This is a genomic window from Psychrobacter sp. 1Y6, assembly GCF_052258385.2.
GTDB lineage: Bacteria > Pseudomonadota > Gammaproteobacteria > Pseudomonadales > Moraxellaceae > Psychrobacter.
On sequence record NZ_JBQQEW020000001.1, the window covers coordinates 1,102,555 to 1,125,821 of the forward strand.

The 23,267-nt window shown below is 42.9% G+C and carries 20 protein-coding genes; 11 read left to right on the forward strand and 9 right to left on the reverse strand.

Going from position 1 to position 23,267, the window contains the following annotated elements:
• Nucleotides 1-164: 164 nt before the first annotated feature.
• From ACTXGF_RS18405 to ccoN, 4 genes are read right to left on the reverse strand one after another with little or no spacing between them, the layout of a single operon-like run.
• Nucleotides 165-1,310, reverse strand: coding sequence for a c-type cytochrome (locus ACTXGF_RS18405; protein ID WP_201568027.1), 1,146 nt, complete (start codon nucleotides 1,308-1,310; stop codon nucleotides 165-167).
• Nucleotides 1,310-1,489 (reverse strand): CcoQ/FixQ family Cbb3-type cytochrome c oxidase assembly chaperone, encoded by a 180-nt coding sequence (locus ACTXGF_RS18410; protein WP_057760804.1) that lies wholly within the window; start codon nucleotides 1,487-1,489, stop codon nucleotides 1,310-1,312. The genes ACTXGF_RS18405 and ACTXGF_RS18410 overlap by 1 nt, the downstream gene beginning before the upstream one ends.
• A complete protein-coding gene (ccoO, locus tag ACTXGF_RS18415) occupies nucleotides 1,489-2,127 on the reverse strand; it encodes a cytochrome-c oxidase, cbb3-type subunit II (protein WP_057760802.1) in 639 nt (212 codons plus the stop codon). The genes ACTXGF_RS18410 and ccoO overlap by 1 nt, the downstream gene beginning before the upstream one ends.
• Before the next feature lie 9 nt (nucleotides 2,128-2,136).
• Complete coding sequence (ccoN, locus tag ACTXGF_RS18420) at nucleotides 2,137-3,618, reverse strand: cytochrome-c oxidase, cbb3-type subunit I (RefSeq protein ID WP_058024766.1); 1,482 nt, start codon at nucleotides 3,616-3,618, stop codon at nucleotides 2,137-2,139.
• 866 nt (nucleotides 3,619-4,484) lie between these two features.
• On the opposite strand from ccoN, the gene ACTXGF_RS18425 reads away from it, so the two are divergent.
• On the forward strand, nucleotides 4,485-4,874 hold the full coding sequence (locus ACTXGF_RS18425) for an SCP2 sterol-binding domain-containing protein (RefSeq protein WP_057760797.1): 390 nt from the start codon (nucleotides 4,485-4,487) through the stop codon (nucleotides 4,872-4,874).
• 129 nt (nucleotides 4,875-5,003) lie between these two features.
• Here the strand turns inward: ACTXGF_RS18425 and ACTXGF_RS18430 are convergent, their stop codons facing one another.
• Nucleotides 5,004-5,978, reverse strand: a complete 975-nt coding sequence (locus ACTXGF_RS18430) for a hypothetical protein (RefSeq protein ID WP_443533787.1) — start codon at nucleotides 5,976-5,978, stop codon at nucleotides 5,004-5,006.
• A 444-nt stretch (nucleotides 5,979-6,422) separates the two neighbouring features.
• On the opposite strand from ACTXGF_RS18430, the gene ACTXGF_RS18435 reads away from it, so the two are divergent.
• The 3 genes from ACTXGF_RS18435 (at nucleotide 6,423) to ACTXGF_RS18445 (ending at nucleotide 8,871) form a co-directional block, all read left to right on the forward strand.
• The gene (locus tag ACTXGF_RS18435; RefSeq protein WP_102092330.1) at nucleotides 6,423-7,658 is read left to right on the forward strand and encodes a lipoprotein-releasing ABC transporter permease subunit; all 1,236 of its coding nucleotides are present in this window, start codon (nucleotides 6,423-6,425) and stop codon (nucleotides 7,656-7,658) included.
• A gap of 57 nt (nucleotides 7,659-7,715) precedes the next feature.
• Nucleotides 7,716-8,396 carry a lipoprotein-releasing ABC transporter ATP-binding protein LolD gene (lolD, locus tag ACTXGF_RS18440; RefSeq protein WP_057760792.1) on the forward strand — a complete coding sequence of 227 codons (681 nt, stop codon included), beginning with the start codon at nucleotides 7,716-7,718 and terminating at the stop codon, nucleotides 8,394-8,396.
• Nucleotides 8,397-8,565: 169 nt separating this feature from the next.
• Nucleotides 8,566-8,871 (forward strand): hypothetical protein, encoded by a 306-nt coding sequence (locus tag ACTXGF_RS18445; RefSeq protein WP_443533784.1) that lies wholly within the window; start codon nucleotides 8,566-8,568, stop codon nucleotides 8,869-8,871.
• 58 nt (nucleotides 8,872-8,929) lie between these two features.
• Here ACTXGF_RS18445 and ACTXGF_RS18450 read toward each other — a convergent pair whose 3' ends face one another.
• Nucleotides 8,930-9,505, reverse strand: a complete 576-nt coding sequence (locus ACTXGF_RS18450; protein WP_227522947.1) for a DUF2062 domain-containing protein — start codon at nucleotides 9,503-9,505, stop codon at nucleotides 8,930-8,932.
• A 245-nt stretch (nucleotides 9,506-9,750) separates the two neighbouring features.
• On the opposite strand from ACTXGF_RS18450, the gene ACTXGF_RS18455 reads away from it, so the two are divergent.
• From ACTXGF_RS18455 to ACTXGF_RS18470, 4 genes are all read left to right on the forward strand, one after another.
• The gene (locus ACTXGF_RS18455) at nucleotides 9,751-12,666 is read left to right on the forward strand and encodes a ComEC/Rec2 family competence protein (protein ID WP_443533782.1); all 2,916 of its coding nucleotides are present in this window, start codon (nucleotides 9,751-9,753) and stop codon (nucleotides 12,664-12,666) included.
• Between the two features lie 280 nt (nucleotides 12,667-12,946).
• Nucleotides 12,947-13,999 (forward strand): signal peptide peptidase SppA, encoded by a 1,053-nt coding sequence (sppA, locus tag ACTXGF_RS18460; protein ID WP_290175450.1) that lies wholly within the window; start codon nucleotides 12,947-12,949, stop codon nucleotides 13,997-13,999.
• A gap of 273 nt (nucleotides 14,000-14,272) precedes the next feature.
• Nucleotides 14,273-15,163 carry an alpha/beta fold hydrolase gene (locus ACTXGF_RS18465; protein WP_443533780.1) on the forward strand — a complete coding sequence of 297 codons (891 nt, stop codon included), beginning with the start codon at nucleotides 14,273-14,275 and terminating at the stop codon, nucleotides 15,161-15,163.
• A 68-nt stretch (nucleotides 15,164-15,231) separates the two neighbouring features.
• Nucleotides 15,232-16,020, forward strand: coding sequence for a CPBP family intramembrane glutamic endopeptidase (locus ACTXGF_RS18470; protein ID WP_443533778.1), 789 nt, complete (start codon nucleotides 15,232-15,234; stop codon nucleotides 16,018-16,020).
• Between the two features lie 81 nt (nucleotides 16,021-16,101).
• Here the strand turns inward: ACTXGF_RS18470 and dusA are convergent, their stop codons facing one another.
• From dusA to ACTXGF_RS18485, 3 genes are all read right to left on the reverse strand, one after another.
• The gene (gene dusA / locus ACTXGF_RS18475) at nucleotides 16,102-17,085 is read right to left on the reverse strand and encodes a tRNA dihydrouridine(20/20a) synthase DusA (RefSeq protein WP_443533776.1); all 984 of its coding nucleotides are present in this window, start codon (nucleotides 17,083-17,085) and stop codon (nucleotides 16,102-16,104) included.
• 131 nt (nucleotides 17,086-17,216) lie between these two features.
• The gene (locus tag ACTXGF_RS18480) at nucleotides 17,217-18,521 is read right to left on the reverse strand and encodes an MFS transporter (RefSeq protein ID WP_443533774.1); all 1,305 of its coding nucleotides are present in this window, start codon (nucleotides 18,519-18,521) and stop codon (nucleotides 17,217-17,219) included.
• A 222-nt stretch (nucleotides 18,522-18,743) separates the two neighbouring features.
• On the reverse strand, nucleotides 18,744-20,378 hold the full coding sequence (locus ACTXGF_RS18485; RefSeq protein WP_191113877.1) for a phospholipase D family protein: 1,635 nt from the start codon (nucleotides 20,376-20,378) through the stop codon (nucleotides 18,744-18,746).
• A 431-nt stretch (nucleotides 20,379-20,809) separates the two neighbouring features.
• On the opposite strand from ACTXGF_RS18485, the gene ACTXGF_RS18490 reads away from it, so the two are divergent.
• From ACTXGF_RS18490 to recR, 3 genes are all read left to right on the forward strand, one after another.
• Entirely contained in the window at nucleotides 20,810-22,084 is a 1,275-nt protein-coding gene (locus ACTXGF_RS18490; RefSeq protein ID WP_443533772.1) for an O-succinylhomoserine sulfhydrylase, read from the forward strand.
• A 104-nt stretch (nucleotides 22,085-22,188) separates the two neighbouring features.
• A complete protein-coding gene (locus ACTXGF_RS18495; RefSeq protein ID WP_045445429.1) occupies nucleotides 22,189-22,518 on the forward strand; it encodes a YbaB/EbfC family nucleoid-associated protein in 330 nt (109 codons plus the stop codon).
• A 117-nt stretch (nucleotides 22,519-22,635) separates the two neighbouring features.
• Entirely contained in the window at nucleotides 22,636-23,229 is a 594-nt protein-coding gene (gene recR, locus ACTXGF_RS18500; protein ID WP_443533770.1) for a recombination mediator RecR, read from the forward strand.
• The last annotated feature ends 38 nt before the right edge of the window (nucleotides 23,230-23,267 follow it).

Here is a 23,267-nt window from a genome sequence, read left to right on the forward strand (position 1 = left end):
ATCGTAAAAAGCAATGAGTATATGAGAACGATTTCTAGTATTTATAGCCGCTCATCATTGTCATTTCTAAATGAAAATCAATACCGCTATACGCAAAAGGGAGAACTGCAATAACAGTTCTCCCTTCATTAAATCTCGTCCATATTCAGTACAGTAACAACGTCTTAGTTAGCAGTTGCTTCTTCAGTTGCTACAGGCTGAGTAGCTGCAGTCACAGGTGCTGCTTCAGGTGATTTGCCTGTTTTATCTGATAGTGAGTAGATATAAGCAGCAAGTAGCATGATACGCTCATTACCTAGCTTAGTTTCCCACTGAGGCATAACGCCAGCACGGCCATAACGTAATGTATTACGTACAGTCTCACGCTCACCGCCATATAACCAGATATTGTCAGTCAAGTTCGGTGCACCTGCTGAAATCATACCTTTACCGCTTTCAGAGTGACATAGTGCACACTGTTGCTTAAAGATAGCTTCGCCTTGATTAACCAAAGTTTGGTCAAGTTCACCGTTACTCTTACTACCGTTGTTTGGAGATAGTGACAATACATACTCAGAAGCTGCACGTACACCGTCTTCGCCGATCTGATCGCGCCAAGCAGGCATACCGCCGATACGACCATTGTGTAGCGTGGTCAGAATGTTGCTAGCTTCGCCGCCGTATAACCAATCATTATCGGTTAGGTTAGGGTAGCCTGTCGCACCTTTAGCGTTAGAGCCATGACATACAGAACAGTTCTGTAAGAACAAGCGGCTACCAACTTTTAAAGCATTTGGATTTTCAGACAGTTTTTCGACATAAGGAGCAAGTTCTGCAACTTTTTCGTCAATTTTAGTCTGTAGATCTGCTGGTGGGTTTTCGCTACGACGCATGGTCGCTTGTAACTCATTCAACGACCCTAATGTCGCAGTCGCGCCTGCAGCATCTGCTTTTACCAAAATGCTTTTTTCAAAGTTATCAGTAAATACTTTGTTGTTACTTTCAAGCTCACTGAACAACTCGTTTTTAGAGGTCCACGGTACAGTCTCACCGTCAACTTCTACGGTGGCGATACCTTTCCAATGTGCTGGGAACATAGCTGGAAAGAATACCCAGTACGCCACACCCCAAACGATTGAACCAAAAAATATCACCAACCACCATTTAGGAAGTGCTTTGTCGTATTCTCGGATACCATCGTATTCATGACCAGTAGTACCGTCTTCCTCAACATCTGGTTTGTATTTTAGTACAAACAGCAGAACGCCAAGAATAAAAAGCCAGCAACCGAAACTGATTAGCGTGATCCAAGAACTCCAAAAAAATGTCATCATTTATCCTTATTGCGCTGCTCTTCAGACAGAGATTTTATATCCTCGTCATCAAGCGCAAGTTGTGCATCTTCTTCGAAGCGTTTTTTGTTTTTTGGCGAATACGCCCACCATGCAACGCCTACGAAGGCAATAAAGGCAGAAACGGTCGCAATTGTTTGTAATTCACCAATACCCATTAGCGCTGTCCTTCCATTGCGGTACCTAACTGCTGTAGATAGGCGACCAAAGCGTCAAGCTCAGTAGCGCCAAGCACTGCATCTGGAGCGCCTTCAATGTCTTCTTCAGTATAAGGAACACCGAAGCGATCGCGGAATAGACGCATTTTAGCTTGAATGTTTTCGCCATCTACTTCGTTAGTCGCCAACCAAGGGAAACCTGGCATAACTGACTCAGGCACTAGCGAACGTGGATTGATCAAATGTTGCTTTTGCCAATCTTCAGAATAACGGCCACCAACACGTGCTAAATCTGGTCCAGTACGTTTCGATCCCCATAAGAATGGATGATCCCACGTCGACTCAGCGGCACGTGAATATGGTCCATAACGTTCAACTTCTGCACGTAATGGGCGAACCATTTGAGTATGACAAACGTGACATCCTTCACGGATATAAATATCACGACCTTCAAATTCAAGCGCTGTCCAAGGCTCCATAGCGGGAAGGGGAGCGTTCACCCCACCTTCTTCAGGACCCTTGTTGTCATAGATCAATGGCACGATTTCAACTAGCGTTGCAAAACTAATAGCAATCACGATACCAATGACTAACAAGCCTGTATTTTTTTCAATAATTTCATGCGGTGTACCAGCCATGATCGCTCCTTATACGTTAGCTGTCGAAGGTTTTTCGACACTAGGTTCATGATCCGTTGGATCAGCGACATCTACAGGCTTACCTTCTGGCATTTTGAGTGTTTTATAGCAGTTATAAGCCATTACAAACATACCCGATACATATAAGAAGCCACCAAATGCACGGCCAATATATGGGAAATGCGAGAATTCAACAGTATCAACGAAGCTATATACCAAAGTACCGTCTGGGTTAGTAGCAAGCCACATCATGCCTTGGCCAATACCTGAGATCCACATAGACACGATATAGAAGATCGTTCCTGCAGTCGCTAGCCAGAAATGCGTGGTGATTAAGCTGATAGAGTACATCTTCGGTTTGTTATAAATACGTGGTAGCAGTACGTATAGCGAACCAATTGTAATCATACCAACCCAGCCAAGTGCGCCTGAGTGTACGTGACCAACTGTCCAGTCAGTGTTATGCGATAGCGCATTCACTGTTTTGATAGACATCATTGGGCCTTCGAACGTCGACATCGCGTAGAACGACAATGCAACAATCATAAAGCGAATGATCGGATCGGTACGCAGCTTATCCCAACTACCTGATAGCGTTAGTACACCGTTAATCATACCACCCCAAGATGGTGCGAATAGGATGATTGAGAAGACCATAGCAAGAGACTGCGTCCAATCAGGAAGCGCTGAATAATGCAAATGGTGACCACCAGCCCACATATATGAAGCAATCAATGCCCAAAAGTGAACGATAGACAAACGATAAGAATAGATAGGACGGCCAATCTGTACAGGAACGAAATAATACATCATTCCAAGGAAGGCTGCCGTTAAGTAAAAACCTACCGCGTTATGCCCGTACCACCACTGCACCATCGCATCAGTTGCACCGCCAAATAGCGAGTAAGATTTGAACGCACTAACAGGAATCGCCATGCTGTTTACGATGTGTAGTAGTGCAATCGTAATGATGAAGGCGGCAAAGAACCAGTTAGCCACATAAATATGTGAGGTTTTACGTTTGATGAGTGTACCGAAAAATACGATGGCATAAGAAATCCATACCAAGGCAATTAAGATATCGATAGGCCACTCAAGCTCAGCGTATTCTTTAGTCGAGGTCAAACCTAGAGGAAGGGTAATAACGGCGGATACGATAACCGCTTGCCAACCCCAAAAGGTAAACCAAGCCAAGTATGGCGCAAATAAGCGCGTTTTACAGGTACGCTGAACGATGTAATACGACGTTGCGAACAGGGCAGAGCCACCGAACGCAAAAATGACCGCATTGGTATGTAGCGGTCTTAAACGACTAAAGGTCAGCCATGGAATGTCAAAGTTGAGTGCTGGCCATGCTAACTGTGAAGCAATGAACACACCAAGACTCATGCCGACGATGCCCCAAACGACAGCCATGATCGTAAAAAATCTTACGACAGTAATTTCGTACTCACGGTCAACTGGGGCGACTGCTGTGTTTTGTAAACTCATTGGATGATTCCTTTACAGCCCGAATTATCAACAGAATTAACCAACAATCCGTGCTATCTGTATCATAAGTACTTATAAATCTATACTTATCATAGTGACGGCACCTATTGTTTTTTGACTTACTTAGCGCAATGATGTCATTAACTATCGATTTAGGTCCTTGTTTTATATCAGTTGATACTAATAAATAAAAATAGGCACGTTATGTACCTTGCTCAAGGTCGCTCGATAGTAGGATTGTTAATAGATCATCAAGGTAAATAAGAAGACGCGCCGTTTTTGAGCATCAAACATCTCATAAGGCTAAATATGTATCTTAATTATTACGAAAAAATCTGTACTAATGAAGATAGATACCCATATCTATAGGGCTATTAAAACGCATTGACCATAGATGTATGCTAGCGGCGGCTGACAAAAAACACGATTATGTAATGTTTGGTTAAAACTCCCGACTCTGTTTAAGGGTATTGTAACGCAATCCTAATTAAATATCATCAGAACTATGCGCCAAAATACAAACTCTTTGGTATAAATGTTAGCGAGCAACTTATTATTGCTGTGCTACTCCTCTATTTTATACACAATTTTGTCACTATTCTAGATGCTCGTTTTAATTGAATAGGGGAAGCGCTCGCTAGATATAAGCGTAGGCTTGGAAAGAAGTTTTGTAACAATAACATTGCTGAGCCGATAAATAGGTTTTACTTCTTATCAAGTCGCCCTTTATAATGAGGCTGAACGTCATTAATGGCTATGTATTGCATAGGTCTATTGATAGCAATCATTTTAATAATTCTAATAGTTAGGCCAATATTGCCTCAAGGGTATTGGTCTGACAAAATATCAATTAAGGATAATATAATATGGCAGTTTTTTTGACAGATGAATGGTTTGAGCAAGTAGAAAAAATGGGCAACGAAGCAGGTGAGTTAAATTTACCACCAGTACTTGCCAATATGGTCGTCAACTTAAAAGTGGCTGAAGCTGATAAAACTATCGAAGCCAATTTTGCAAATGGTTTGCTGCATCGCGGCTTAAACGATAATGCAACGACGACGCTGCTATTAGATCGCGATATCCTACAGTCTATCATCACTGATTTTGATACCAATCAAATCATGGGTGCATTTATGAGTGGCAAAATCCGTGTTGAAGGCGATATGTCACAGCTAATGGCCGTACAGACTGCACGTCCAAGCGCAGAGCAAAAAGAGTTATACACTCGCATCAAATCAATGACGACGATGGCTTAATCGCATATTTACACGATTTTTACGTTACGTTTTTGCGTTGTAAGTCAGTAAGACATAAAAAAGCCCCTAATTCATATTAGGGGCTTTTTATTGCGCAATCAAATAGGCATAAAAAGTCTTTCAAACAGTCTAGCTAGCTTTTGATTGCTGCGTCGCATTTGATTGGTTTTCTTTGTATATTGCTGCTTGTAGCCATACGTTTGCTTGGACGTAGTCATGCACCTTAATGCTATTGGTTTCAGCAGTGTTGAGCGCACCAATACGCACTACAAACGGATCTGCATCCTGCTCACGTAGCGTCACTACATCAAACAATATGATAGATTTACCATTGAAGACGGTTTCTTGCTTGCCAAGTACTTGACCCTGACACCAGGCTTCATCTTCTTGTCCTAGCGTATCGCCAAACAAGTAAGCGCACATATGGCCCAAGTTAATCTCGACAGGTGCCATTTGCTCTTTGGTTTCAGGCTTCCATTCACTGATTTGCTCTTGCAGGTCATCAGGGATTTTTCCGTCATTTGCTGCCACGATGTCGTTAAAGGCACGGTGATAACGGATAGACTCTTGGTCTTCGACCATGATGACTTCGCTTTGCTCGCTTAGCTTAATTTCATGCGCCCAAGCACTAAAATTGACATAGTAAGATGTGTCGCGTTGATAGAGATGGCGGTTGGTCGTATAGAGTTGATCAAACGCATAAATAATGCTGCCATCAGCAGTACGTAAACGTAACACTGCATCATGTGAGTTGTCATTGGCGATGACACGCTCAATTTTGCAGTTCAATCCGTAAGGACTATCAACACAAGGATAAGCATTAATAAAGCATTCTGGCTTACCGTCTTTCATCGCGAGCACTTGATTAATATGACATGGCTGATCTTCTGATAAGAGCAGGCAGCTGTCTTTTGCACTGACGTTGTTGTTCAGGCCTTTAGGCATCGCGGCGACTTCGATCATTTTTTGTAGCCATTCAGGCACATCATGACTCATATCATCGGTCAGAATACGCCAGTGATCGGCGTGACCTGCAGACTGCTCATCGGTCAACGTGATCTTGGTAGGAGATTGAATGTTTTTGTATTGATAATTTATGGTCATGAAAATACTCAAAATTAAGTCAGCGTGAGGTTTATATCTAATACTATATTTGCTTGTGTACCATCCAACATTTTAAATGATTGGTTTATGATGGTCAGCGATATTATCAGTAAATAGCGAGTAAACCTCAATGAGGGGTTAATGACAATTGTCTTTAGCATATAATATATAGGTATTGGTACAGCTAATAGCAAGCCCCCTATAAAAAATAATAACAAAACCCAGTTTTTTGGTAAAAAATACTCTCAGTTGTTGCTAATGACTGGCACATATCAGCTAGTTTGTGTCAAACTAGCTCCCTTTTGACAGCTGTTATTGGCTCGTCTGACACCCTGTTTTTGTGTTTGATTTATATGTGAGTAGTAGCAACTGTATGATGCATTTACTACTGCTCGTTATGCAACCTATATAAAGTCGCACGTAGATAAGATAAAGAGTTTGAATATGTTTCGTCCTTTAGCGTTATTTATCGGCTTACGATATACCCGAGCAGAACGTAGTAATGGCTTTATCTCCTTTATATCACTCATCTCGATGATTGGTCTGACGCTTGGGGTTGCCGTATTGATTACGGTGCTATCAGTGATGAACGGCTTTGACCGTGAACTGAAAACCCGTATTTTGGGAATGGTACCGCAGGCTACTGTGGTCTCATCAGAAATTATTGGCGACTGGGAACAGCTAGCCGATCAGATCAAAGAAGACCCAGAAGTGGCAGCTGTGGCACCATTCATTCAACTGCAAGGGATGCTGACATCAAATGGTCAGGTCGCAGGTATCATGGTGACAGGCGTCGAGCCTGAATACGAAAAAAACGTCTCCATTATCAATGAGCACATGATTGAAGGTAGTATTGATACCCTGAAAAGTGGTGACTTCAGTATTGTGTTGGGCGAGGAGATGGTGCAGTCTTTGGGTCTGCAAATAGGGGATAAAGTGACGCTAGTATTGCCAGAAGCGTCACCATCACCAGCAGGCGTGATACCGCGGTTTAAGCGATTTACTCTGACAGGCATTTTTACGATTAGCCCAGAAGTAGACAGTCTTATGGCGTTTATCCCGATGGGTGATGCGGCAAAATTACTGCGTCTGCCAGAAGGTGCGCAGGGCGTACGCATGAAGCTTAACGATATCTTTACTGCGCCGATAGCTGCGGAAAAAGCGGCTGCTATCGCACCTGAAAAGCTATACCCAAATGACTGGACACAAACTCATGGCAATCTGTTTGGGGCAATTCAAATGGAAAAAGCCATGGTCGGCCTATTACTATTTTTGATTATCTTAGTTGCTGCTTTTAATATTGTCTCAAGTCTGGTCATGCTAGTGACCGATAAAAAAGCAGATATCGCAATCTTAAAAACCTTTGGTGCGTCTCCTCGCTTGATTACGCAAGTCTTTATGGTCCAAGGCGTAGTTATCGGGGTCATTGGTACTATCGCTGGTACGATACTGGGTGTGATATTTGCGCTTACAGTCAGCGATATTTTAGGCTTTATTAACCAAGCTTTTGGTCTGAACCTATTTGATGCGTATTTTGTCAATTATTTGCCATCGCAGTTGCGTTTGTTAGATGTGGTATTAATCACAGGTGCATCGTTTGTACTTAGCTTTTTGGCAACGATTTATCCAGCACGCCGAGCGGCCAAGATTCAGCCTGCTCAAACGCTACGCTATGAGTAATCGCAAACGCCGAAGTATCGTAATAAATACCGAAATAAATAAAATAAAGGAAGCGCTATGTCTGCCATTTTAGAGGCGACCAATATCAATAAGATATATGATGAAGGCGCGGTCAGTACACAAGTATTGACTGGTCTTGATCTGACTGTTCATGCGGGTGAGCGCATCGCTATCGTTGGAACCAGTGGTTCAGGTAAAAGTACACTGCTACATTTGCTTGGTGGTCTAGATACGCCAACCAGTGGTGAGGTTTGGTTGCATGGTCAGCTATTAAATAGCATGAATGAAACTGAGCGCGGAGCAATGCGTAACAAGCATTTGGGCTTTATTTACCAGTTTCACCACCTGTTGGCAGAGTTTACAGCAATCGAAAATGTAGCTATGCCATTGCTGATGCGTCCAGAAGTATCAACGACTGATGCTCGTAAGCAAGCGGTTGAGATTTTGGAAAATGTCGGTCTTGAGCATCGTCTGATGCATAGACCAGGTGAGCTATCAGGTGGCGAACGTCAACGTGTAGCAATTGCACGCGCGCTAGTGACTAAGCCATCGCTTATTTTGGCAGATGAGCCAACAGGTAACTTGGACTACGACAATGCACAAAGCGTCTTTGGCCTGTTGTCAGAGCTACAAAGCACCATGCAAACCGCGCTACTTATGGTGACGCATGATCGCAATTTGGCGGCGCTTGCTGACCGTCAGTTGTTGCTACGCAATGGGCATTGGGAACAGTATTAATAATTTTTTATATTAGGTCGAAAAACTGACCGAAACGCCATCTATTGGCGTTTGTTATAGCTATCATATTGAAAAGTTATTGTTGTATTATTAAGAAAATATATCATAGAAACTAGCGATTAAGCGGTTGTGAGCCAGCCGCCTTATCTATTTTATAAGGATGCGTAGAATGCGTGTAGATGATAATCCAATTGCGGCTTTTGGCAGTGCGGAAGAGGGTGATGAGCCGTTAAAGCCTTACATCGATCCAACTTTGTTTGAAACGCTCGATAGACAGACGCAAACCGAGCTACTGACTCCTGTGTTTGACGCCATCACTTTGGCCGGGGTTGATTACGACCTAAAAGTCCAAGATAGCGCGACAGGTAAGCGTTATACGCTCTGCAAAAATGATGAAGTCATTGAGATCGTACCGATGGATAGCAATTTCACTGATAAAGTTTTGAACGCTATAGAGAACAGTAAAGAAGAATGAGCTCTGCTTGCTTAGCTAGGGCATAAGCGTTATAGCAGTGTAATAACGATAGAGAACCTTATAACTTGTCAGATTCGTCAGAAGGTTTTTGCTGACGTTTCTGCCAGCTCGCCACGGTCTTATAACGCCAAATGGCCTTAAATGCCAATCCGCAAATAAGACTGGTGACCACGGCTAGAATCGTTAGCCCGATACAAAATGCAGCAAGCGATACTGTACCGCGATAAGTAATGAACGGATTGGCGCCGTTTGATAATGCCCATAAGCTAAAATCAGCAATCATTCTACCGATGAATCGCAAGCTGATCACAGGTGCATCAATGATCTTTGCACCGATATAATATCCAGCATAAAATATTGGCAAGCTAGTGACGGGGTTGGTAATCCATGTTAAACCAAGCGCCATAGGGACATTGGCACGAAAAATAAGCGAGCCAATAAGTGCCAGTAACATCTGTCCTGGCAGCGGAAAAAATGCACTTAGTACACCGATATAGACGGCCTTATTTAGGCTGTGTCGATTGAAATGCCATAACCTTGGATCAGCTAAGTGCGGTGCAAACAGCTTTAAAGTGCGACTTTCTAAGATTTTCTCTGGTGTAGGAAGTAGGTCTTTTAGACGTTTTTGGGGCACAGGATCGCCTTTAATCATTAACTACAGTCTACTCAATGGTATTGAGAAGCTGGTATAAAGTAATATATGGTGAGTAGGATAAAGGTTAGAACACACAGAATGGTGGTGTCAGATAGTTACCACCTAATACGTTGCCTCAGTATAGGGTAATATAAATATAAATGCTATTGCATCACGTGTCATTTGCTATAGTAAGTCACCATATTTGGCCGAATAATATTTAAGTCATCAAGCAAGGAGTGCTGGTGTACTGGTTGATTGGTAGCCTCATAATTATAGTTATGATGGGCGTATTGGCAGTCGCAGATAATGTGATATTGCCAACTGACTTATCCTTGCTAGAGACAGTTGGTACATCTAATCTGCCTTTGGCACTGATTGTATTTGCTACGTTTCTGTTGGCTTATGCTCAATTCAACATACCCTCAATAGACAGCCACAGCGCTGATAACAATACCTCTAACAACGTATCTCGCCATACTAAACTTCCTTTCCGAATTATTAGACACTTGTTCTGGGCTTTGTTAGCGACTGCGTTAGTGATAGGTAGCGCACTGCAAGCTTTGGTTACTCATCAACAAGCAGAAACCACTGAAATAACTGCACCGATACGAGTACAAGCACTCGTGCGTATCGAAGGGTTGAGCGACAGTGTTTATGATGCTACTACAGACAGCGGGTATCGCCAAGTAGCAGTGATAACGAACATCACTCCATTGGTCGCTGAGCTGACGCCGATAGAATTAGCAACTAAAACATCCGACTACTTAGATGCAAATAAAAATAGCCTAAGCACTAATCACGATATTAATTCCAATGAAATTAGTCTCAAAGTTAGCGAACACCGAGTCCTACTTAACGCCTATCCAAGAAAATCTGCAAATGATAGCCAGTTTGCATTCTTAAACGATTTGCAGCCCGGTGATGAGATATTCATGAGCCTAGCACTGGCGCCGTTAGCTACTTCTGAGCAAGCAGTCAATAACCCTACTGGTTTTGACAGTTATCGCTGGTTGCGAGGTCGGCATATTGATGGCGTTGCAAACATTTTGGCCGTTAGTCCTATATTGGTAAACAGTAACGAAATTAGCAATAAAATCAGCGATGAAAAATATTCGAAGCAGTCGCTAGATTCTGACTCATATCTTCAGCGCTTTCGTACCCGTATCGATCAGGGGCGTTGGCAATTACGACAGCATTTCTATCAAGACTGGTCAGCACAAACGACAGCAGAGCAACAAGCAAAAGCCGTTACATTAAGTCTGCTCACGGGTGATCGTAGCTTGATTAATCGTGATACTAAGGACTTATATCAACTGGCGGGTATCTCACATCTGCTCGCTATTTCAGGCACGCATGTACTGTTTTTAGCTATTGTATTGGCAGGCATAGTTGTACTGCTGTTTGATCGTAATTATTCGGCTATTTATCGTCGTATCCCGCGTTGGCAAGTGCGCTGGTGGGTAATGATTGGTGCCGCTTTTATTTACGCGCTATTTACTGGTTTTGACGTGCCTGCTGCTCGTACGGCTTGGATGTTATTAGCGATTGGATTCGTCAGATTGATATTGCTTCCTATCAGTACGATGCGCGTGCTATTGGCATTGGCTATATTGATGGCTTGGCGTGACCCTTACGTATTATGGCAGGCGGGATACTGGCTATCTTTTATTGCAGTGGCGTTATTACTCAAGTATGACGATAAGTCGTATCAGCATCAGACTACTGCTGTAACGAATTTATACGATGATAAGCCACGTACTCATATCAATAACGCGCTATCTAACCGTGTTTGGCAAACGTTCAAGCGAGTGTTTAAATTACAGTTTTGGCTGTTTCTTACTTTATTACCCGTTACGTTGCTTTTATTTGGTAAGGCGTCGTTATGGGGACTTTTTATTAATTTATTTGCCATTGGGCTATTTGGTTGGGTAATTGTACCGCTCAATCTATTAGCAGGACTATGTTACCTTCTGGTGCCAAATATTGCTGATATTCTTTGGGTAATTATTAGTACGATAGTTGGTAACCTTCACGATTTGATGAGTTGGCTGACGTCATTGCCAGCGCTATCGGATGCATGGCTATATACACCAGTTAATATCGCGATACTATCGATGGCTTTGCTAAGTGCATTGCCTTGGCTGTTACCACGAGGTTTACTCAGTCGTTGGTTGATGTTACCACCATTAACGTTACTGATGATGACGGTGTATGCCAATCAGCAGTCATTTGTCACGATGCCGACCCTATATATTTTGCCAACGGGTGATTCGTATATAACGGCGGCATTGCTGCAATATCCTACCGCCAATGAAGACAGTACCAATTGGTTGTTCTTAGCTGATCATAGACCAACCTCTACACGAACGATGCCAAGCAGCCTGACAGCAGAAAAATTATCTAAAAATTTAGAGCAGCAACTGGGCAGTTTATCTGTCAACAATTTAGAGAGTATTGTCGTACAGAGTAGCAGTGTCGGCCTGACTGATACGTTAATTCCTGACGATAAGAATATTGCTAGTACCAAAATTTCTGAATTACTACCAATGACCGTTGCTCAATTAAATAATCGTTTAGCTATTAGCCAATATTGGCAAGCAGGGCGCTCTGATCGTTGGTATACATTTCAGCAAGCCTATAAAACAATTAGGCAGTCTGAAGATACGCCTACTATCAGCACTCAGCGTTGTGAGCAAGGCAAAACATGGCAGTCGGCCAACGATGAATTGTCAGTACAGGCCATTACTGGTTGGACCAAGATAGGTGATGCCAGCGTTTGGGATTGTACGATTGCTCTTGATACTAAATTGCCAATACGCGTTCTAAAATACAATGCGGCAGACCCACTCAATTCGTTACCTGTCAATTCACCTGTCAATCGTCAAGCACAAGTAGCATCTAACCAGTTAACTGGCAAACAGTCAGAGTCCCAGTCACGTCTGATTTTGAATGCTGATACTCATCAACGCGTTTGGCAACTGTGGTCATTACTGTGTTCAGTTGAATCGAATAATGATGACATACTATTCGAAAATACACGTTGGCTTGGTCATAGTGCTTCGCAAATTACAGGCGATGTCATAAATCGTCAGGGAATCGATGAAGTTATAACCTATGATAACAAGCCGTTAGACGCGGCATTATCGCTAAACAACTAAATCGCTAAATAACATTGATAGTATTCCCAATGCCGAGACTACTAATCCTTAAAAATAAGGCTTATATTATCAGCGTTACAATATAGTGATATTTCACAGTTATACTATTGAACCATTATCGAAATACCACCATACTTAGCAGCCTATTAATACAGGTCACTGACTATTAACATAGGTCACAGATATGGTGAGACAGTATCAGGTATATACCACCGTTCTAGCTGTATTTCTCAACAACCTCATTTTATTGTTTTAGATTGTTTCTAACTTAGGAAGTTATATGCCCAACTGGCCACCAGACCCTAACAAACGTCCTGATAACTCGGCAAATCAGCCAACGCAACCGCAGCAACCAAGCCCGCCAAGTGGACAAGAATGGAAGGTGCTGGAAAACACGTTATTAGCGAGTGTGGTTGAGCAGCGCCGCGCTCGTCGTTGGAGTATCTTTTTTAAACTACTGACCTTTGGTTATATCTTATTGATATTTTTGACCCTTGGTCGTGGTTGCAGCAGTGCGCCAACAGGTATGGACGCAGTCGATACTAGCGATCCACATTTGGCAGTGGTTGAGCTGCAAGGTGTCATCAGTAATGACGATGTGGCCAATGCGTATGATGTCAATGAAGCCTTGAGAGATGCTTTTGCAAACAGTAACTCAAAAGCAGTAGCATTGGATATCAATTCACCTGGCGGTTCACCGGTACAGTCTGACGAGATTTGGCAGACCATGATGGACTTACGCCAAGAGTACCCAGACAAAAAGCTATATGCGGTGATTGGTGATATCGGTGCTTCAGGTGCTTATTATATTGCGTCTGCCGCCGATGAGATTTATGTCAATCCGTCAAGTTTGGTCGGCTCTATCGGTGTCATTATGCCAAGCTATAACGTCAAAGGTTTGATGGATAAAGTTGGTGTAGAAGATCGTACGATTACGGCTGGTGAGTATAAAGATATCTTAAGCTTATCTCGTCCGTTGACTGATTATGAAGAAAATCATGTCGAAAAAGTACTAGCAAACACGCATAAGCATTTCATCAACGCTGTCAAAGAAGGTCGCGGCGACCGTCTGAAAAATCCTGAGCAAAACAAACTGTTCTCAGGGTTATTCTGGACAGGTGAGCAGTCTATTGAGCTAGGTTTGGCAGACAAAACAGGTAGTATCACAAGTCTAAGTAAGCAACTAGACCTTGATACGATCATTAGCTATAGCCCAACCGATCCGTTCCAAATGTTTATGGACCGTTTTGCAGTGAAGTTAGGTGCAGGTATTGGCTCTAGCGTTAGTCTCGACGTATTGCCACAAGAAAGCAACACTGGGCAGATGCGTTAAGCGTTTTATGTTTTAGATATAATGTGTATGATTGTTAAGGCTGAGCATATAATTGTGCTCAGCCTTAATTGTATGCAATATCAAATAAAAAACCTTGGTCTGAGTGATAGCCTGATTGAACTAGCTATAACCATCAAACACAGTTGTCAAACTTGCCATATAAACATGGTTGGTTTTGAAGAAGTTATTTTTAATGCTGTTGGTTTTAATAAGGGTACAAGGTTCAATCATTAACAATAATATATAACATAAACGATCCCACGAGAGTCTGTCATGAGTGATGAAATAAATTTGCAGTCCTTTGCTAAACTACCTGTCTCTAAAATAACTAATAAACCTGTGCTGCATTTTGCTCATGCTAATGGAATGCCAAGCGCGGTATATGAGCCATTTTTTAAAGGTTTATCAGAATTTTTTACGATTGAGTATATTGCGATGTTGGGTGATACGCCCGATTATCCAGTGGATGATCATTGGCGTAGTCTGACGCAGCAAATCATCGATAGCGTAAACAGTGCCTGTAAAAAGCATGGCGTCGCACAGGTGGTAGGAGTAGGGCATTCGCTTGGGGCCATGTGTACGTTACAGGCCACGTATCGTCAGCCTGAATTGTTTGCACAAGCAGTGCTTATGGATCCGCCTTGGATTTATGGCAAAGTCAGCTTGTTATGGCATTTGGCAAAGACAGCTGACAGATTACCGCTCATGAATAACCGTCTGATGGACAAACTGTCACCAGCTGGCGTGTCCAAGCATCGCCGTGATGTGTGGGATAGCCGGGATGAAGCATATGAGAAAATGCGGCATAAAGGGTTTTTTAAGAATTTTGATGAGCGTAGCTTTCAAGGATATATCGATCACGGCTTGCATGAGCGCGCGGATGGCAAAGTGACATTGGCTATCCCTAAAGCCAGCGAAGTCGCTGTGTTCCGTACCAATCCATCTTGGTATTGGCTGGCACCGAATCGTGGCCCCAAAGTACCTGTGACTTTAATCATTGGTCAAGACAGTATTTTTTTGAAACGTCGCTTTCCGCAGCAGATAAAATCGCGCTTGGGTATTCCTTATGAGACTCACGAAGGAGGGCACATGTTCCCACTTGAGCATCCAGAGTCTGTCTCAAAGCTAGTGCTAGGATTGATCAAGCAGCAACTGTCAAAATAAACGCAACATATCATCAGTCATGCTTATAATAGATATGAGCTGCCAGAGTATTTTTAAGTGATACCTTTATGCCAAAGAACCTAACTGCGCCATCTAGTACGACTGCCTCAGCTAAGTCTCTGCCGCTATTTTCGCGCGTGGGTACATTCGTGCTAACAGTAGGAATGGTGCTTGCGTTTTTTGTCAGTCAGTTGGTAGGTGTTTATGTCGCTGGCAAGCTGGTATTACCTGCTGATGAAAGGACATCGATAGGGCGTATATTCTATTTTGGTAGTAATGATGGAACGGTCGTGAGCCTGTCTATACTTATCGGCTGTGTATTGCTAGTGGCAATTAGCGTGCTTATCATTCGTTTAAAAGGTGGCAGTCTGCGTCAATATTTAGCCTTAAAACCGTTCTCACTGTCGGTGGGTATAGGCATGCTTGGGCTACTACTGATATTTATGATTGCCAGTCAGACACTGACGTATGTACTCGATATGATGCCGTTGGTGTTTGTTGATCCGCTCTATCAGTCTGTCATTTCGATTTGGCTGTTGGTCTTTGCTATGGTGGTCGTCGCACCAATTTATGAAGAGGTTATCTTTCGTGGTATATTGTGGTCAGCCATCGCAGAACAGTTCACAGCACCTTCATATTCAGCGAATCATGGGGCGATTGTCGCCAGCATTGTGACAAGTTTTATATTTGCTGTGATCCATGTGCAGTATGGCATCTATGAGATTAGTACCATCGTAGTGTTGGCATTGATATTTTGCTATGCACGGATTAAGTCAGGCTCACTATTACTGCCAATCGTACTACACATTGTCAATAATGGTGCAGCGATGTGGCAGTATATTGTGCAAGCGGCATAGATAAAAAGCTGACCACAACGATGGCTAGCATGTAAATTATATCGAGCCAGTCAAATATTTAAATTTGGCTACGCGTTAGGATTATGCATCAGGATTTAATAGTAGCACTTCATCGGCAGCTCGCTTGATATCATCAATCGTCAGCTGAGGTTTGCCGCTCAATGCTTGGCGCCATTTACGCGCGCCCATCAGACCTTGGAAGAGTCCCAAATAATGCCGTGTCATCGTTGGCAGCGCTTCACCTTTCGCAAGTTGTTCTTCGAGATAGGGATAAAGCTGCTCTAAAATCTCCGAGCGCTTAGGTATTGTCTCAGAAGTTGCCTCGTTCCATAAGCTATTGGCCTCTGCTAATAGATACGGGTTATGATAAAACGCCCGACCAATCATCACGCCATCGATATGCTGTAGATGCGTTCGGATGTCTTCAATTGTATCGATACCGCCATTGATTTCGATATCTAGCTCAGGAAAATCCTGCTTTAGACGGTACACATCATCGTAACGCAGCGGTGGTATCTCGCGGTTTTGCTTAGGGCTGAGCCCCTGCAACCATGCCGTACGCGCATGTACGATAAAGCGGGTACAACCTGCCGCTGCCACTGTCTGCACAAAGTCCACCATAAACTCATAACTATCAAAATCATCGATGCCAATACGATGTTTGACCGTCACAGGAATATCGACTGCGGCTTGCATATGCTTGACCAAATCAGCAACGGTCTGAGGTTCTGCCATCAAACAGGCACCTATCTTATTGTGCTGTACGCGATCTGAGGGGCAGCCAACATTGATATTGACCTCGTCATAGCCATATTGCTGAGCAAACTCTGCGCATTGCGTCATTTCACCGATGTCTGCACCGCCGAGCTGCAATACAAGAGGGTGCTCAAGCGTATCAAAGCGCAAATGCCGTGCTCTATTGCCATGTATCAATGCACCAGTACTGATCATCTCGGTATACAGATAGGTATGCGGATTAAACAGTCGTGCAAAATAACGATAATCTGTCGTAGTCCAGTCGATCATTGGCGCAACTGAGAGGCGTTTGTTGGTCATATCAACCATGGTCATCAAGCCTTAATATTTGTGTCTTAGATAAATGGAGAAGGTGCAATGGATGAGACAACCCATTGCACCTTATTTTCAAGATTTTATAGAGCTTCAAGTGTTATGCGAAGCGGCGATTGACTGTTTACTTATACAATAACGTGGTCAATCTTTTTCAATTCGGGCAAATTATAAAAATAAAGCCCCATGATAATACCGATAAAGCCAATAAAGGCAATGTACAGTGCTGGTGAAAAGCTGACTAGAGTCGTGGCGTATCCAAGACCAAAAGGTATCAGTACACCCACGATACCCTGTGTGACATTGTTGCAAAAAGCAACGCCAGTCAGACGTACATTGGTCGGAAACAGCTCTACAAGGATAGCAGGGACCATACCAATCACACCAGCACAGAAGCCCAAAATCGCATACATGATCAGTATATAATCACCGCCCGCCTGCAAATGGTAAAAGAACGCCAGCATTTGGGCAATCAGTAAAATTGAACCGATTACCAATACTTTACCAAAATTCTCATGATTAGAAATCATCCCATAGAATATACAGCCAAAAATGATAAATATGATGCCCAGGCTATGGGAGAACCCGAACAAATCACTGTCCAACGAAAAATTTATCTCTATCAAGTCTGGTAAGAGCAAAACGATAACAGTAGAAATGCTAGAGATTACTAACGTCAGCACCATACCGATAAAAATAGAATGTTTGCAGTGTTTAAAAAGTAACGTAAGCGGCTTGCCTACATTTTTACCTGTCTTCGGCTTTACGAGTGCCAAGAAGAAAGGCGTCTCTCCAACCATTCGCCACACCAATAACGGCAAAGCACTTAGTACAGCGGCAACTAAAAACGGCAAGCGCCATCCATATTCAGTTAATTCAGCGGTAGTCATAAAGCTAGAAAGCCACATAAAAAATGCATTTGAGAATAACACACCCACAAAGAAGCTGGCAGTCACGTAGCTACAGGCTACTGACAAATACTGTCTGGGCACATGCTCTGCCACAAATACCCAAGATAAGGGAACATAAAGTCCGTATGCCATACCCTGTACGATTCTTAACAAAATGAATAAAGCAGGCGCAAAGATGCCCCATTGTGCATAAGTAGGCAAAAATGCCATTGCTAGGAGACTACATGCGGTGACTATGATACTTAGCAATAAAACGGGCTTTCTACCTTTTATATCACCATAACGACCGATGAGAACACCTCCGATTGGACGTGCTAAATAACCGATAACAAAAAGCCCCATTCCTTGCAGTTTAGCAACTCTAGGGTCAGCATTAGCAGGAAAAATCGCCGCTGAAACAATATCTGAGATATACAAGTAAATCAAAAAATCAAAAAATATCACAGCGCTGATGAAGCTAATGAACATCACTATGTTTTTGTCTTTAGTAGACATTAGGGCGTATTGAGAACGAGACGGCATAATAGATCACATATCCACAGAGTAAAGTGGTCATTAAGACGATCATCGTTTGGATAACCGGCCATGGTAAAAACGGCAAATCAAGATATATAAAAGATGACTTGCCGAAACAATAAGTTGGGTGTTTAAAATAAAAGTGTTTGAATGGTATTTTGTTTACTTAATACAACTGAATCGCAAAACTAAATGTTCTAGAACTGTCGAAATTAATAAGTTATGTATCTACAATAGCCAGTCAATGGGTAACCAAGACATAATGGTTAGCCAAACATGGTCACCCATGTCCACTCGTGGCTCGGAGTCATAGACTACTTTTTCGCCTTTTTCCATGGTGTGCCATTGCAGGTTGCCATTTTCTAGTAGCTTAACCTCATACGCTTGATTTAATAGATCGTCGCTCAAAGCGCCATGTAGCTGCCTTGCGAGTTCATCATCATTAATGATTACGCCCATTTCGGTATTGATATTGGCAGAGCGTGGGTCAACGTTGTATGAACCGATAAAGACTTGATAGTCATCTACAGCAAACGTTTTTGCGTGCAAACTGGTCGATGATTGGCTACGTGCTCGCCACAGTTTGTTATCACGTTTTTCTTCAGCAGCGGTTGATTTAAGCTCATATATTTTGACGCCTGAACGAAGCAGACGAGGTCGCCACTGGCTATAACCAGAATGAACGGCAGTCACATCGGTCGCATCAAATGAGTTGGTTAATATTTTGATATCGACACCAGCTTCAGCCAACTTAACCAATGTATCAACGCCATCTTTGGTCGGTACAAAATAAGAAGAGATAATCGTCAATTTCTTAGTTGGGCTACCAAGCAAGTTACGCAACTGATGAACCAAGTTAGTATCGGCAGGAACCGTTTTGCTTAGTTTGCCAACATCATCACTTAAGAACTGCATGTCGGTCCAACGGAAAGGCACACGCTTATTAATCAAGTCACTATCGATCGTAGAGTCTTTGATCGCAGCTTTATAAACCGTCAAGCTGCTGCCTTCGTTGTTTTCTTCATCCAGACCGAGCTTATCTAAGGCCTTTAAAAAATCAGGCGTAACGTCATCATCAAATTTCGCTAAGGTCTCGATATCAAATGATAAAGGCGATGACCAATAGTCATAAAAACTGTTATCAATATCTGCGACGACTTTACCGATGAGTAAGACATCCAAATCTGCAAATTGGCTGCTTTGATCATTACTAAGGTATTCGTTGCCGATATTACGCCCACCGATGATAGTAATCTGCTTATCAAAGGTCATGCTTTTATTATGCATACGGCGATTGATACGTGGCAAACCAGTCACATAGTTCAGTGTTGGAAACTTACGATGCATCAAAGGATTGATGATGCGCACCGCAATGTTAGGATGGCTAGCAAAGCGTAATAAATGCTGGTCGAACTTGGCACTATTATTAAAATCATCTAACAATAAGCGCACGATCACGCCGCGCTCAGCCGCGTCCCATAAATCTTTTAACAGAAGCTGCCCAGCCTGATCGTTATGCCAAATATAATACTGCGCATCAATATTGCGCGTGGCCATATCTGTCAAGATGCTGCGTGCCGCAAAAGCATTTGCTCCGGTCACGATTGGGTGATAGCCAGACAAATCAGGATGAATATCGTTCTGCGCACTAATAGCAGATACCAAATCAGTGCTGCTGGTCTTAATCGTCTCACCTTGCGTCGTTTGTTCGTCTGAATATAGAGCTTCTACGCGTGCTGATAGTGCTTGGCTTTCTGGTAAATGTGGCTGCTTGGGCAAACTCTGGCAAGCACTAAGACCTAAAGTCAGTCCTAGGGTTAGACTCAACGATAAGCTGCTTGGTTCTATACTGAACATCGACATAACAAATTTACCTTAATGAGCCTAAATGTACTGATAAATAATGATTCAGAGTGCTTAAGTCACTCTTTTTAGATGAATTACCAAACTGTTGTTGTATTATGCGTGGCAAAATCTAAATCGTCGCTAAGCTTAGCAGCTGTTGTGATATCTGCCTATTATAAATACGTTATTTTTGTTAGATTTAGCGCACGAAATCATTGTTTTTTAAGTAGTGTTTAACTATATATGTGGCAGATTTTAAGCATTGAAATTGATACGTCTTTGGTATTCGAAAATAATATTTAGTGGCCATTTGAAACCAGCTGTGCGGAATAAGTCGACATGATATGATAACGCTGATGAATTCGATCGATAATCAGAAGAATAAGCAGTCATTTTATTTCAATTAAAAGACCAACCAATAACATATTAACCAAAGTAACGGAACGTTTATGAGTCAGTCGCAAAACCATGATGAGAGCAGTTTGAACAAGTTAGATCCAAACTGGCGCAACGATGCCTTAGATTTAGGGCTTGATTATGGCATGCAGACCATCGCAGTGCGGGCAGGTCAACATCGTACAGACGAAGGCGAGCATTCAGAGCCTATTTTTACCACTAGCTCTTACGTTTATCGTTCAGCCGCTGATGCCGCTGCTCATTTTGATGGTACAAAAACAGGCAATGTCTACTCTCGTCATACCAATCCAAGCGTACGTACTTTTGAGCGTCGTTTAGCCGCATTAGAAAACGGTGAACGCGCGGTTGCGACGGCCTCTGGTATGGGCGCTATCTTGACCATGTGCTTGGCATACCTAAAAGCGGGTGACCATCTGCTAGCGGCCAACCAGTTATTTGGCTCATCTATCGGTCTGTTTAACAACTATATGGCCAAGTTTGGCGTTGAAGTCAGCTACGTGGATTGCTTCGACAATGAGGCATGGGCCAATGCGGTTCAATCAAATACCAAGGTGATCTATTGCGAAAGCCCAAGTAATCCATTGGCGCAGATTTGCGATATCGGTTATTTAAGTCAGCTATGTAAAGCCAATGACATATTACTTGTCGTTGATAACTGCTTTGCAACGCCAGCATTGCAGCGCCCGTTAGATTTGGGTGCGGATGTGGTGATTCACTCTGCGACCAAATATTTGGATGGTCAGGGTCGTGTATTAGGCGGTGCGTTGGTCGGTAGTGATAAACTGATGCAAGAAGCGTTTACCGTAGTGCGCTCAGGCGGTATCAGCATGAGTCCGTTCAATGCTTGGGTATTTACCAAAGGGCTTGAGACGCTCAAATTACGCATGCAAGCGCATTGCCAAAATGCCAATCAAGTGGCAGAATTTTTGGTCAATCATCCTAATGTTAGTACCGTACATTTCTCAGGCTTAACTGATCATCCTGCACACGAGCTTGCCACACGTCAGCATCATATGAAAGATGGCTACGGTGCTATCATGGGCTTCGAAGTCAAGGCATCTGATAGCCGCGATACCAAAGAAGCGGCGTGGCATGTGATTGATTCAACCCAAATGGTCTCTATCACCAATAACTTGGGCGATGCCAAAACCACGATTACTCATCCTGCAACCACCACGCATTTCCGTCTAACTGCTGAGGCTCGTGCCGAAGCTGGCGTTAAAGACGGTCTGATTCGTCTATCGGTAGGTCTGGAAGATGTGGAAGATATTATCAAAGACTTGGCACGTGGTTTAGACAGTTTGTAAAGATAACGGTATAATCTGCACTAACGCATTGCATTAACTTTACGTTATTAATTACTATACGCGCTAGCATAAAATACAAACCATAAATAACAAAAGAGGCAACTATGAACATTCAAGCATTGATGCAACAAGCACAAACGATGCAAAAGAAAGTAGAAGCAAACGTTGAAAACGCTAAAAAAGAGCTTGCTAACAAAGAAGTACAAGCAGAAGCAGGCAGTGGCCTAGTTAAAGTAACGATGACTGGTCGTCATGTGGTTAAGCGTTTGACTATTGATCCAAGTCTGCTAGAAGATGAGCCAGATATGATTGAAGATCTTATCGCTGCTGCTATCAATGATGCGGTTCGTCAAGCAGATGCACTCTACGAAGAAACGATGGCTGGCGCGACTTCAGGCATGGGTCTACCACCAGGTATGCAAGGCATGTTTTAAGCATTAAATACTTCATACTGAAGACAAAAATGGGGTTGTTATCGACACGATACGACCCCATTTTTATAGCTACGATTTATAAATTCAGTTAGATAAAGTCAACTAAAGGAAGCTACTTTGCTTACAGCCAAATTTGATCAGCTGGTCAAACAGCTGCGTATATTGCCAGGCGTCGGTCAAAAAAGTGCCCAACGAATGGCGTTACATCTACTCAGTAAAAAACGCCCACAAGGCATGGCACTCGCCCAAGCACTAGATGAAGCCATGCGTGATATTGTTGAATGTCAGCGTTGCCATAGTTTTAGTGATGAGTCTGTATGTCCGCTTTGCCAAGATGTTAGACGTGATGACAGTCTGCTATGCGTGGTCGAGACAGCAGCAGATGTGATGGCTATTGAGCAGACAGCTGGTTACCGTGGTCGTTATTTTGTGTTGGGCGGGCATCTATCGCCTATTGATGGTGTCAGCGCTGATGATTTAAATATTGATCAGCTAGTATGGCGAGTGAAGCAAGAACCTGTCGAAGAGCTAATACTTGCAACAGGTACGACTGTCGAAGGGCAGACTACTGCGCACTTTATCAGTGAGGCTGTCAGTCGTCATGTCAACAAAGTGACGCGTTTAGCACAAGGCGTCCCGATGGGCGGCGAGCTTGAATATTTAGATAGTATGACGCTTGGTCAAGCCATGCAAAATCGTTCTTTTTTATAATGTTTTGATTGCTTCAAAGTCTTACCCAATTCATTTCT

Bases quoted from the DNA above. Each gene is read 5' to 3' on its own strand.
- lolD (WP_057760792.1), top strand. From the start codon at position 7,716: ATGTCTGCCATTTTAGAGGCGACCAATATCAATAAGATATATGATGAA.
- ACTXGF_RS18445 (WP_443533784.1), top strand. From the start codon at position 8,566: ATGCGTGTAGATGATAATCCAATTGCGGCTTTTGGCAGTGCGGAAGAG.
- ACTXGF_RS18425 (WP_057760797.1), top strand. From the start codon at position 4,485: ATGGCAGTTTTTTTGACAGATGAATGGTTTGAGCAAGTAGAAAAAATG.
- sppA (WP_290175450.1), top strand. From the start codon at position 12,947: ATGCCCAACTGGCCACCAGACCCTAACAAACGTCCTGATAACTCGGCA.
- ccoO (WP_057760802.1), bottom strand. From the start codon at position 2,127: ATGGCTGGTACACCGCATGAAATTATTGAAAAAAATACAGGCTTGTTA.
- ACTXGF_RS18405 (WP_201568027.1), bottom strand. From the start codon at position 1,310: ATGACATTTTTTTGGAGTTCTTGGATCACGCTAATCAGTTTCGGTTGC.
- ACTXGF_RS18485 (WP_191113877.1), bottom strand. From the start codon at position 20,378: ATGTCGATGTTCAGTATAGAACCAAGCAGCTTATCGTTGAGTCTAACC.
- dusA (WP_443533776.1), bottom strand. From the start codon at position 17,085: ATGGTTGATATGACCAACAAACGCCTCTCAGTTGCGCCAATGATCGAC.
- ACTXGF_RS18490 (WP_443533772.1), top strand. From the start codon at position 20,810: ATGAGTCAGTCGCAAAACCATGATGAGAGCAGTTTGAACAAGTTAGAT.
- ACTXGF_RS18480 (WP_443533774.1), bottom strand. From the start codon at position 18,521: ATGCCGTCTCGTTCTCAATACGCCCTAATGTCTACTAAAGACAAAAAC.
- ACTXGF_RS18410 (WP_057760804.1), bottom strand. From the start codon at position 1,489: ATGGGTATTGGTGAATTACAAACAATTGCGACCGTTTCTGCCTTTATT.
- ACTXGF_RS18470 (WP_443533778.1), top strand. From the start codon at position 15,232: ATGCCAAAGAACCTAACTGCGCCATCTAGTACGACTGCCTCAGCTAAG.
- ACTXGF_RS18495 (WP_045445429.1), top strand. From the start codon at position 22,189: ATGAACATTCAAGCATTGATGCAACAAGCACAAACGATGCAAAAGAAA.
- ACTXGF_RS18430 (WP_443533787.1), bottom strand. From the start codon at position 5,978: ATGACCATAAATTATCAATACAAAAACATTCAATCTCCTACCAAGATC.
- ccoN (WP_058024766.1), bottom strand. From the start codon at position 3,618: ATGAGTTTACAAAACACAGCAGTCGCCCCAGTTGACCGTGAGTACGAA.
- ACTXGF_RS18435 (WP_102092330.1), top strand. From the start codon at position 6,423: ATGTTTCGTCCTTTAGCGTTATTTATCGGCTTACGATATACCCGAGCA.
- ACTXGF_RS18465 (WP_443533780.1), top strand. From the start codon at position 14,273: ATGAGTGATGAAATAAATTTGCAGTCCTTTGCTAAACTACCTGTCTCT.